Source organism: Psychrobacter sp. L7 (assembly GCF_002810365.1).
Taxonomy (GTDB): domain Bacteria; phylum Pseudomonadota; class Gammaproteobacteria; order Pseudomonadales; family Moraxellaceae; genus Psychrobacter; species Psychrobacter celer.
This window is the reverse complement of the sequence record NZ_NEXR01000001.1, coordinates 333,395-345,745: the sequence shown is the minus strand read 5'-3', so window position 1 is coordinate 345,745 and position 12,351 is coordinate 333,395. Positions and strand designations below refer to the sequence as shown.

Sequence of the window (12,351 nt, the reverse complement as noted above, 5' to 3'; positions counted from 1 at the left end):
ATTTAATGAACTATTAACTCTCAAAACTTAAGGATTTCAATTGAAAGTATCCGCATCAAATATAATTAGCTGGGTAGAAAATAATAATAAATTGGCGCAACAAGAGCTACCTCAAATAATAAGGCGGCTCTGCTTTGATGCACAAGATACAAAGACAACATCGTTCCCTGCTGGCGACTCTACTTTCATGCCATCGTGGGATGGTACACTTGTTTCAATAAATGGCAGTGCTTGGGTTCCTGCTGGGGAATCAGTTTGGGAAATAGGTACAGATAGCTCCGTAGGTAGCAAAGCAAATAGCGATTTTATAAAAAGAACAGAAGATAGTTCAGAAGACTTCAAAGCTGAGAACATCTATATTTTTATTACTCCTCGACGTTGGAAGAATAAAGAAAAGTGGATTACTGATAATAAAAATAAAGGCGGCTGGAAAGAGGTTAGAGCATACGATGCCACTGATTTGGAAGAATGGATTGATAGTCAACCTTCAAATGCTGTGTATATTGCAGAGATACTAGGAATTGGCGGCTATGGCGTTAAGAGCGCAGAAGCTTATTTTAATGATTGGGCAAATCAATGTAAACCAGCTATAACTAAAGAAGCGCTGATATCGGGAAGGGAAAGCTCTTTCGAGTCACTGGATAAAGAGTTTACTGATAATTTTACTAAGGATAATTATTCAGTTATTAGTGTGTACTCTGACAGTATTGAAGAGTCTGTGATAAGTGCTATCGTTGCCGTAACGAATAATAACAAGCTTCTCTTAAACTCTTTAGTAATTACTGATGAACAAGGTTGGCAGTACGTTCAAAATAACCCAGAAGTTAAAATCGTAATTTGTGCATCACCTGAAATATCTAAACAACCTAGTTTTAAAAACGACTTAACACTAATATCACCTCAGTCATTAGGTAACAAACCTATTGATGAGAAAAATATTATTCTAGAACGAGCCAGTTATTCAGAGTTTGAGAAAGCTTTAGTAGCTTTAGGGGAAGAAGAAAGCGATGCAAAACGCTTATCACATCAAGCAGGTAGGTCGTGGACAGTTTATAGAAGACTTAAAGCTATCAATTCAGCTATATCCAAGCCTGACTGGTCAAAAGATAACTCTCTAGCTCTTAGTTTATTGTCCTTAATTGGCTCATGGGATGGAAACAATGCAAATGATAAGGCATTTGTGTCTTCTATTGCAAAAACTGAATATAAAAATATCGAATCTGAGCTTTTACAGTTAGCTTCTGTTGATGATACGCCTGTCATTAAAATTAATCAGGTATGGAAGATAAAATCTCCTGTAGAAGTATTACCTTTTGTTAGTAATGCTATTAGCAGTGAGTTAGTCGAGCGTTACTTTGATAATTTACTAGAATTATTTTCAAGACAGCATCCAAAACTTGAACTAGATGTCAGTCAACGTTATATGGCTAATGTCATTGGTAAGCAGTTCCCTTATTCGGAAGTATTACTTGAAGGTATTGCTAACTCATTAGTTAAATTAGCTGTAATAGGAGATGATTTTATTGAACTAAGTTCTACTAGCTTTCAATTTAGAATCAATCGCTTAATAAAAGAAATTTTATCAAGTGGTAGTAGAGAAAACTGGTTGACACTAGAGCCTTACTTTAGAAGCTTTGCAGAAGCGAGTCCAGAAGAGTTTTTGGGTTCAATCGAAAAAGACCTTCGAAGAGAAAATCCTTTAATTCAAACTTTATTTACAGAAAGTAGTAGTGACGTCATGACTGGTCAGCGTTACTTCAACAACCTATTGTGGGCATTTGAAGTTTTAGCTTGGAATCCTAGATATATCACTCGTGTATGCAAAATTTTAATCGAATTAGATAAATTCATAGTTCCTTCAAACTGGACTAATAGTCCGTTCAACACTCTTTATTCTTTCTTTAGACCGTGGTTTCCACAGACTAATACGACGGTAGAACAACGCATAGAACTATTGAATCAGATAATCACGCTTGACGAAGAAACTGGCTTTGAAATACTTTTAAGACAAAGAGACTTGAGGGGTGATCATGCAATCCCTAATGCCCAACCCATTTATAGAGATGATAATGCTGGGCATATCGTATTAGAATTTGATAGGTACAAAGCTATCGAATACGCTAACGAAAAATTAGTAGACTTAGCAAACCTGAATCCGGATAGAATTTATAAAATTCTTGAGTTGTACTTACTTGATAGTTTTGACTTATGGCAAAAAGTACTTAAACTGCTTGATGAGTTGGCCAAGTCAGAGATAGAAGACGATGTTCGTATACGTTTCCAAAATAAATTGAGACAGTTCAAAAATCGCAACCCTAGAACCTTTTTGAAATATGAGGAAGTAGATCAGCAGCTTGATCACTATATTGAATTATTTAAACCCAAGTCTATAGTTAATAATTGCTTATGGCTATTCACTGACCGAGCTGATAGCTTTTTTAAAGGGACTTCTAATGATTATGATTACAAAGAGCGCCAAAAAATAGGCGATCAAAAAAGGGTTGAGGCAATCACAGCAATTTATGAAAATCATGGGGAAGAAGCAATATTTGAACTATTGGCTAAATCAGAGAGTAAAAGACTCTGCTCAGCTGCAATTATTCATTCCAAAATTTTACTACCTAAAGACATTATAGATTTATTAATTCGAAATATCGATTTATATGATCTTAGTATTCTAAATAGTATCGTATGGTCTGAGGGAAGCTCAAAAGCTATCGCAAACTTTAAATTAATTATGGATGAATCAAATTTATCTTCTATATTGAATGATGAAGATAAAGTTAGTTTGCTTTTAAACTTACCACTTAATAAAGATGTATGGGATACAGCAAAATTATATAATCTTGAAGATGAATACTGGGATAGGTTTAGTGGTTATTTAGCTTGGATAGGCGACATACAAGATAAGGAATACTGTGTCGGAAAGCTTATAGAAAGACAACGTCCAGTAGCTTTATTAAATGCTATTAACTTGAATTTTACAGTCTTACCAGTCGAACAGCTTCTACAAACTTTAGAGCTTTTTATTAACAACCCTGAGGATCAATATCAAAATTTTGACAGTCACACAATCAAAGAGATGATCGAATATCTTGAAGAGCAAAATGGTTTAGACGAGTCAAGATTGGTGTATATAGAGTATCATCTGTTTTCATTGTTTGGGTACGATGAAGCGATCAGGCTAAAAACTCTTTATAGAAATATAATGAATGATTCAAGTTTCTTTATGCAGCTACTTCAATCATTTTATTTAAAGGATGAGAGTCGGTCTGAACAAGATAAATCCACAGCTTTTCATAACTACAAAATACTTGATGAATGTAAGGTTTTACCGAGCATTAATAAAGAAATGGAGCTTGACGAAGCTACTTTCAAAGCTTTTATTAAAGAGGTTAGAAATCAAAGTCAAAAAATTGGAATTTTAGACGCTTGCGATAGAGTACTTGGTCAAATACTGTCTCACTCACCGCGTGAAGATGATGGCAAAAGTATATTGACGATAGTTGCAGATGTTTTAGATCTATTTGATGCTGAAGATCTAAGACGAGGGTTTTATTTAGGTACTGTCAACCAAAGAGGTGCTCATATGAGGGATAAAGGAGGGAAGCAAGAAAGGGCTTTAGCGGACAAGTATAAACAGTATGCTAAGCCTTGGGTTATCTCACATTCTCATGTATCTCAAATGTTTGAAGATATAGCTCGCTCATACGAAAGTGAAGCTAAATACTGGGATAATCAAGATAAACTGATGTCTGAAAATCTCCGTTAACTATTAATAGTTGTCTGGCGGCGCGTTTTAGCCCTGATTGTAGCGGATATACTTGGTTGATCACTGGGCTGCGAGGACTTGACTAGAGGTGATCGCTCGAATGTTGGAACGTCTCTCGCCTTAGCCCCCGCCCTAGTGAACAAGCAAGATAGTAGCGAAAAGCAGGATTAGCTCCCCTAAAATCATTGGGTGTCGCAAGCTCCACACCAATTTACTTGAAACTACAAAACCTCAAACAAAAAAAGGTGAGCTTTACGCCCACCTTTTTTTATTACCTCAAACAATATTCTAAACCGACTCAGTCGATCTTAACGCAACCAAGCGCGAGCATTACGGAACATACGCATCCACGCGCCGTCCTCATCCCATTCTTCTGGTTTCCAGCTGTGATTGTAGGCTTTTAGATTACGCTCAGGGTGCGGCATCATGATGGTGACGCGGCCGTCAGTGCTACATAGACCGGTGACTCCGCCGAGCGAGCCGTTTGGATTGAGCGGATACGTCTCGGTTGGATGACCTTGGCTATCGACATAACGCATGGCGAGCTGACCGTGCCGCGCCATACCATCGATTTCGGTGTTGTCCAGCGTGGCATAGCCTTCACCATGCGCCACAGCGATTGGTAAGATGCTGTCTTGCATGCCTTTAAACAAGATAGACTTGGTACGCTCGACTTTGACATTGACCGTACGCGCTTCAAATCGCGCTGATTTATTGGCGATAAAACGTGGGAAGTTTTCTGCGCCTGGGATCAGGTCTTTCAATTGCGCCATCATCTGACAGCCGTTACAAACGCCGAGGCTAAAGGTGTCCGGACGGGCAAAGAAGCGCACGAACTGCATGCGCAATTCGTCATGGAACAAGATAGAGTTCGCCCAGCCTGAGCCTGCGCCGAGTACGTCACCATAACTAAAGCCGCCACAAGCGACCAAACCGTCGAAGTCACGTAGATTGATACGGCCTTCTAGCAAGTCGCTCATGTGTACGTCGACCGCTTCAAAGCCAGCTTGGGTAAAGCCTGCTGCCATCTCGGTCTGACCATTGACGCCTTGCTCGCGCAGGATAGCGACTCTCGGCTTAGTGTCGCGGCTATTTAAGTACGGTTCTTCCACTTTTTGGTTAAGATCAAAGTTTAGTGCAGCGATCAGGCCTTGATGGCTGGCATCAGAGATTAAGTCATACTCTTGCTGGACGCACGCTGGGTTGTCACGGCGACGGGCGATTTGGTAGCTGACTTGGCTCCACTCTTGTTGCAGCTCAGCACGGCTAAAGCGTAGGGTATCGTCACCCATGAGCGTTGGGGTTTGAATGATAAGGCTATCTTCTTCAGTGCTTTGACCGACAAGGCTAAGCATATCGCTGACGTTATATTGCTCTGCTAGCTCCATCAAAGCTGCGACGTTTTCTGGTAAAACTTGAACCACCGCACCCAGCTCTTCACTGAACAGTTGACCGAGTAGATTGTCATCAGCCAATGACAACTTGATACCTTGACGGCTGGTGAACTGCATCTCTGCAATCGTCGCCAGCAAACCACCATCACCGATATCATGATAGGCGCTAATGATGCCTTGCGCGTTACCCGCTTGGATAAAGTTAAAGAAATCGATCAAGTCGCTTGGCTTTTCAAGGTCAGGACATTCGTTGCCCAATTGGCTTGCCGTTTGCGCGAGGATTGAACCGCCCAGACGCAGCTTGCCTTTAGATAAGTCAATACGGTAAAACGCACTGTCGCCGTTGATCAGCTCAGGGGTTAGGGTTTTCGCCACGTCAGCGACTGGTGCAAAGGCCGTCACGACCAAACTCATAGGCGAGACGACTGATTTTTCTTGTTTTTCACCTTCATCGTTATCCGTCCAGTTGGCACGCATCGATAGCGAGTCTTTACCGACTGGAATCGCAATACCTAGTGCTGGGCACAGCTCTTCGCCAACGGTATAGACAGCGTCAAACAATGCCGCGTCTTCCGCGTCGTCGCCACATGCCGCCATCCAGTTCGCCGACATGGTGATATCAGATAGCTGAGCGATACGTGCACCGGCGATGTTGGTGATGGCTTCACCAACCGCCAGACGCGCCGAGGCTTTTGGATTGATAAGGGCGACAGGCGTACGCTCGCCGACACTCATCGCTTCGCCAGTCATCGGCTGACCATCTAGCGCCACCAGACCTGATGCTGTCACCGCGCAGTCAGCGACGGGCACTTGATAGCGGCCCACATACTGATCACGCACCACCATACCGGTGATCGAGCGGTCACCGATGCTGATAAGAAATGATTTGCTAGCGACAGTTGGATGACGTAGCACGTCTTTGATGGATTCGGTTAAACTGATATCAGCCAAGTTCAGCGCGGACAACTCAGTCTCTTGACGCTCAAAGCTGCGCTGCATCTTTGGCGTACCACCGAGCAATACTTGCATCGGCATATCAACCGGCTGCTCATCCAATAGCTCATCATCAACGATAAGCTGACGCACTTCAGTCGCTTCACCTAAGATAGCATACGGGCAGCGCTCACGAGCACAGATCGCATCAAATTGCGCTTTACTCTCTGGGCGAATCGCGAGGACATAACGCTCTTGCGCCTCATTTGACCAGATGGCCATTGGCGACATGCCTGCTTCTAGCGACGGGATTTTACGTAGGTTTAAATGCGCGCCCATGTCATGGTCATCGACCAGCTCTGGCATGGCGTTTGACAGGCCGCCTGCACCAACATCATGGATAGAGACGATTGGGTTGCCGTCTTTACTGGCATTACTAGCGTCAGCATCGTTACCCGCTAAGGCCCAGCAGCGATCGATGACTTCTTGACAACGGCGCTCCATCTCGGCGTTATCACGCTGCACTGAAGCAAAGTCTAGACCTTCATCCAACTCACCGCTATCGACCGAAGACGCTGCGCCGCCGCCCAGACCGATTTGCATCGCAGGGCCACCAAGGACGATAAGCAGGTCGCCTTCACGAATGGCGTTTTTTTCAATGAGGTTGCGTTTGATATTGCCATAACCGCCCGCCAGCATAATTGGCTTATGATAGCCGCGCATCTCGCTGCCGTCTTTGGCCGCTGAAGTATCAAGCTGAAAACTGCGGAAATAGCCGCATAGGTTGGGACGACCAAACTCATTGGAGAAGTTGGCGCTACCAAGTGGCGCTTCGGTCATAATCTCAAGGCTAGTCGCCATACGATCTGGCGTACCGTAGTCTTGCGTGCTTAATTGACCAGACTGCTCCCACTTCTCAGGCATCTCAGGGATATGCAAGTGCGATACGTGGAAGCCTGTCAGACCGGCTTTTGGCTTACCGCCGCGGCCCGTTGCACCTTCATCACGAATCTCACCGCCTGCGCCCGTTGCCGCGCCAGCATAAGGAGCAATCGCCGTTGGGTGGTTGTGGGTTTCGACTTTCATTAAGATGTCGATGGCTTCTTGATGGAAGGCATACGGATGGATTGAGTTGGCGTCCATCGCATCGGTCGGCACCGGATAATAACGCAACCCCTCTGCCCCTGCCATTACCGCCGCGTTGTCTTTGTAAGCAGACAAGATGCCCTGCGGGTTTGATTGATAGGTGTTTTTTATCATCTGAAACAATGACTTTGGCTGCACTTCGCCATCGATCGTCCAATCGGCATTAAAGATCTTGTGACGGCAATGCTCAGAATTGGCCTGCGCAAACATCATCAGTTCAACGTCGGTCGGATTACGCTGCAGCTCATTGACATAGGCATTCATCAGATAATCAATGTCTTCGCTCGATAGCGCAAAACCAAACTGAGTATTGGCCGACTCAAGGGCACTGCGTCCTTCACCCATCACATCGATACGATTGAGCGCCGCTGGTGGTTCGTCATCAAACAACTTGCTCACGTCGTTTAAGTCATAAACCAAGCTCTGGGTCATACGGTCAAATAACAACTGCTCAGCATTTACTGGCAGTTTTTCGTCTGCTTCACCATCGACCGTGAGGGTATAAACAATGACACGTTCGACGCGATTGATTTTAATTTCACAGTTATTAAAAATATCGGTCGCTTTACTTGCCCATGGCGAGATCGTCCCAAAACGCGGCCCGACGATCACTTGTATCTGATTGGCTTCTGGGGCGACAAGCTCAGTGCCCGCTGTGACGCCCAGCAAGTCCCGCGCTTTTTGCGCGTCTTCATCAACAAGCTTTCGTGATAGCACATACACTTGCTGAGTATGGATCTGGCTGACATTTAGTTCGGTCTTTTGCTGAAACTGACTGATGAGTTGCTGCGTCTGAAAATCGGTAAGAAACGGTTGTCCGGCGATGGTCATCATAAAGGCATAATCCGTAAGAAAGGCATCTCTGCCATGCAAAGTAAATGGTCTGCGTATTATAACAAGAAGCCCCATAATAAGCAGGTCAAAACCACGATAAATTGCCAAAGTGACGGCTTCTTTACTTGATGCAGCAGCAATCTGCTGCGCTAATGGCTGCCCTTTTGCCCGTTATGGCCGCATGGCGCATTGCCGCTCACTGGTGCTTTATGCATAGATAGTCTTATTTGACTTATCTGTTTAGCATTGAGAGGTTGCAAAGCAGCAAGCTTTGATGGATGCCGTCACAATTTTTACCTAATACTTATAGTCCTTACAAACCGTCACATCGCATTACTGGCAGCCTATATAAATGCTTTGCCAGTAGTCGTTATGCTAGATAGCAGTTGCTGGATAGCGGAGGTCTTTTATATTTTTATCCAAAGTCTTTGCTCAAAGTCAATCGACATCACCATCAAATAACACACTATCAAATATCAACAATCTATAACCCTAACAAACTATAAAGAAAAGGAAATCCCTATGAGTAGACAAGACCATATCGATAAAGTGCAAGAATTGGTAAAAGATGTCAAATTTGCCATGATGACCACCCGTACGCATGAAGACCACCTGCATGCCTGCCCGATGACCACCAGCGAGACCAGTATCGGCGCCAAAGAGATTTGGTTTATCGGTGATAAAACCACCGAAACCGTCAAAGACATCGAAAGAAACCCACAAGTAAACTTGGCTTATGTCAGCCAAGATGCCAAAAATTACGTCTCGATCAATGGTAAAGCCGAACTGGTCGAAGACCAAGAAAAGCTCGATGAGCTATGGTCGCCGATTTATAATGCGTTCTACGAGCAAGGCAAAGAAGACCCAAATGTCCAGCTCATCAAAGTCGTGCCACATGGCGCTGAATATTGGCTCAGTGGTAGCTCAGTGGTCAATATGTTTAAGATGACCACCGCTGCGGTCATGGATGGCAAAAAAGCGACCAATTTGGGGGAAAACAATTCAGTAACGCTATAACTATAGAGGCAATCGCGCTATAAGAGGTATTAAATAATAAGAAGTATAAATATAAGCGATAACCATAGCAAAAAACGCCAGTGGCTGATGCGACTGGCGTTTTTTTGCTGGGAATTAGGTGTTAAGTATGATGTGTTGAGGATTGTGTGCTGGTATCAATTATTAAAAACTAGGGTCTTTGACCGGTAGATGACTTTATAGACACAGTTAAATATATAGACACAGTTAAATATCAGCCGTTTTGTTTGAGATACGGCCACGCCGCTTTTAGATAAATCATCATCGACCATAGCGTCAAAACCACGGCGGCCACCATAAGCGCGTAGCCGATGGTTTCAAGCGACTCCCAGTTTAGCAGCAGTACGGTAATCGCCACCATCTGAAAAGTGGTCTTGAGCTTACCGACATAAGAGACCGCCACACTGGTGCCTTTGCCCAGCTCAGCCATCCACTCACGTAACGCCGATACCGCGATTTCACGCGAGATAATCACAATCGCTGCGATGGCCATGATGATATTTGGGTGCCACTGCACGAGGATAATCAAAGCTGCCGCCACCATCAGCTTGTCAGCGACAGGGTCCAAAAAGCGGCCAAAGGCTGAGGTGACATTGAGCTTACGAGCAAAATAGCCATCGAGCCAATCGGTAATCGCCGCTAAGATAAACACACCCGTCAATAATAAATGGCGCAATAAGCTATCGCTAAACTCACTCATCCCTACCCGCGCGATGACATTATCTGAGATGGCAGGCATGCCAATTCCCATCGCTGGCGGCCAGTAAGCAATGGCTACAAACAGCGGAATCATTAAGATACGAGCAATGGTCAGATTGTTTGGCAAGTTAAAAATACTTTTGGTATTTTGCTTACTTGGTGGTTCCTGCGTATGCAAATGCGTACTCTCAGTCATGGCAAACCCAGTTTTATATAGACATAATAATGGCAGATAGCTTAGCACTTTTCGGGCAAGCCGTCATGCCATCTCTTATACTGCCCCCAAAGATAAAACGTAATGTCATGTAACCAAAATCGCCGAATCGTAGCCAAATCACCATCAGTTGCGTTATGATAGCCATGCAAACGAAAACACTTGTACACTTAAATATGTAAGTAAATATATCTGCCTATTGAACGGATTATAATTGCCCTAATCTTAGTAAGTATAGTCAGTACTGAAGATATCTTTTTAGAGCTCTTTGTAGATAAGAACCAAAACGGCCATGTACAGTACCTTTAAGCATACTACTGATGTGTTTAGTGCCATGCAGTGCCGATGAAAACACGTAATAACCGCATAACAACAACAAGACACCACCACTGCCTTGTAGCACGATTTTGCTACCTGTCCAGTTTTCCTCAGCCCACAGCACCTCCTCTGTGGGCTTTTTTTTGGCTGGTAGGTTTTCTACAGCAGATTATGGAGTGTCTTTTTCTTTTTTGCTCTTAAAGGGCTCAGAAAACTGCAAAATCAAAAAACCAACCGCTGACAGAATAATGGCAATCTCGTAGCGACCATAGGCCACCGAAATACCGATTGCGCCCGTGTTCCATAAGCTGGCCGCCGTAGCAGTGCCTTTTGAACCCATCTCGTTTTTAAATATCGCCCCGCCGCCGATAAAGCCCATACCCGTGATGATGGCATACATAATCCTCGCCTCACCTGCTGATTCATAGATATCCATACCCACCAGCATAAATGCACAAGAGGCAATCGTCACTAGCGGAAACGTCCTCAGCCCCGCGCCGTTGTCTTTCATCTCGCGGTTGAGCGCGATGGGCAATGATAAAATAAAGGCAATACCCAATTGAAAAAAGTGGTACTGCATGAGGTCTAAGTCTATATCGAAGCCAAACATAGCATCTCCTCCTTGGATATTACCAACGGGCCTCCCGCCCAGCGCCGATTATTATAAACGCCCTCTGTCATTATCAAGGGGTAGCAACGCACCACCCTGCAAGCGCGGCGCAGATCACATCAACTGTCTGCTGCGCCATGTGATAGCAGCTCTCGATATTGCCTTGCCCGCACCAGTCGCCACTGACGATCCATTGACGAGACGCATCAGTGAGTATGCCTTGGGCGGGGGTTTGCGCATCGGAGCGCGTCGCGGCATAGCGCCAGCGATGACAGTCGATCTGTGTGGGAGCACAGACATCATCCCAGCCCAAAGCATGCTGCGCTGCTGTCAATAACGCAGCTTGTACAGGCTCTATCTCTTCATCGATCTGCTGCTCGGACCAGTCGTTGCGGGCATGGATGGTGATACTCGGTAGCAGCGTTTCATGGGCAGGTTTTCGCTGCTCTATAAATATCCTATCGATGATCGAATCATTGACATAAGCGACGTCCCATCTGCCACCGTCTTCTGCATCCGTCAGCGCCGCGGGAAGCGCCTGCCCTTCATTCCAGCCGAGCATCAGCGTGTAGCAAGCTTGCATCTTGATGGGGCTGATGCTCCCTTGTTTGTCAAAACCACTGCCAGCCATCAGCTCGCCCGCTTGCACGTTTGGCGCGGTACAGATCACCCAGTCAAATAGCCCAAGACTATGGCCTGCTTCATCAAACAGCTCAGTTTTTTGCTTAGTTTGTTGCTTATTTTCATCAGCTACTGGCTCAGTGTACTGCGCCAGTGGTGCCACACGGGTTTGAAAGCACATGGTGGTGTGCTGTAGCTCGCCTGCCAGCGCGCGCCCCCAACTGGTCATCTTTGGGGTACTAATATAGCGGGCTTGCTCGGTATTCCAGCGCTCTTTTTTTATGGTAGAGGGCTGCTGGCCCGCCGTATGGGCAGCGGTCATCTCGATCACCTTGGCACACCACGGCTGTACCATACCTATGTTGAGCCATGGCGCTATAAACTGCTGAAAGCTGGCGGTCTTTGCAGTAAAAAACTGCGCCCCAAACGCCCATTGCCAGTTTTTATGCGTTTGGCTGTCGCGGCGATATCGGGTGGCCAATCGCCCCACGCTGCGAGATTTTTCAAAAATCGTCAGCTGCGGCATCGGCTGGGCGGCAGGCGTATGACCAAACGCACGCTCCAACAAAGTGGCGGTAAACAGTCCCGTCAACCCGCCACCGATGATGGCGATGGTCGGTGCAGCGGTATCAGCAGGATGACAAGAGTGGAGTGTGTGCTCAGACATAACGACAGTCGGCCTTGTGGTATTTTGATCAAAATAATGTGTGTAAGCCAGCATGTGCAGGCAGTCATGTGAAGACAGGCCATATACAAACAGCGAGGCTCATAAAAG

At 45.2% G+C, this 12,351-nt stretch carries 6 protein-coding genes; 2 read left to right on the top strand and 4 right to left on the bottom strand.

Going from position 1 to position 12,351, the window contains the following annotated elements; genetic code table 11:
* Positions 1-40 precede the first annotated feature (40 nt).
* Positions 41-3,772, top strand: a complete 3,732-nt coding sequence (locus tag CAP50_RS01470) for a hypothetical protein (protein WP_100748779.1) — start codon at positions 41-43, stop codon at positions 3,770-3,772.
* Between the two features lie 308 nt (positions 3,773-4,080).
* Here CAP50_RS01470 and purL read toward each other — a convergent pair whose 3' ends face one another.
* Positions 4,081-8,079: a phosphoribosylformylglycinamidine synthase gene (gene purL / locus CAP50_RS01465; protein WP_100748778.1), complete on the bottom strand. Its 3,999-nt coding sequence runs from the start codon at positions 8,077-8,079 to the stop codon at positions 4,081-4,083.
* Between the two features lie 522 nt (positions 8,080-8,601).
* Here purL and CAP50_RS01460 point away from each other — a divergent pair.
* The gene (locus CAP50_RS01460) at positions 8,602-9,096 is read left to right on the top strand and encodes a pyridoxamine 5'-phosphate oxidase family protein (RefSeq protein WP_075101845.1); all 495 of its coding nucleotides are present in this window, start codon (positions 8,602-8,604) and stop codon (positions 9,094-9,096) included.
* 232 nt (positions 9,097-9,328) lie between these two features.
* On the opposite strand, the gene pgsA is transcribed toward CAP50_RS01460, so the two are convergent.
* The 3 genes from pgsA to CAP50_RS01445 form a co-directional block, all read right to left on the bottom strand.
* Positions 9,329-10,009 (bottom strand): CDP-diacylglycerol--glycerol-3-phosphate 3-phosphatidyltransferase, encoded by a 681-nt coding sequence (gene pgsA / locus CAP50_RS01455; RefSeq protein WP_100748960.1) that lies wholly within the window; start codon positions 10,007-10,009, stop codon positions 9,329-9,331.
* Positions 10,010-10,514: 505 nt separating this feature from the next.
* Positions 10,515-10,955, bottom strand: a complete 441-nt coding sequence (locus tag CAP50_RS01450; RefSeq protein WP_075102627.1) for an MgtC/SapB family protein — start codon at positions 10,953-10,955, stop codon at positions 10,515-10,517.
* Between the two features lie 73 nt (positions 10,956-11,028).
* Positions 11,029-12,243, bottom strand: coding sequence for an NAD(P)/FAD-dependent oxidoreductase (locus CAP50_RS01445; protein WP_100748777.1), 1,215 nt, complete (start codon positions 12,241-12,243; stop codon positions 11,029-11,031).
* Between the last annotated feature and the right edge of the window lie 108 nt (positions 12,244-12,351).

Bases quoted from the DNA above. Each gene is read 5' to 3' on its own strand.
- CAP50_RS01450 (WP_075102627.1), bottom strand. From the start codon at position 10,955: ATGTTTGGCTTCGATATAGACTTAGACCTCATGCAGTACCACTTTTTT.
- CAP50_RS01460 (WP_075101845.1), top strand. From the start codon at position 8,602: ATGAGTAGACAAGACCATATCGATAAAGTGCAAGAATTGGTAAAAGAT.
- pgsA (WP_100748960.1), bottom strand. From the start codon at position 10,009: ATGACTGAGAGTACGCATTTGCATACGCAGGAACCACCAAGTAAGCAA.
- CAP50_RS01445 (WP_100748777.1), bottom strand. From the start codon at position 12,243: ATGTCTGAGCACACACTCCACTCTTGTCATCCTGCTGATACCGCTGCA.
- purL (WP_100748778.1), bottom strand. From the start codon at position 8,079: ATGATGACCATCGCCGGACAACCGTTTCTTACCGATTTTCAGACGCAG.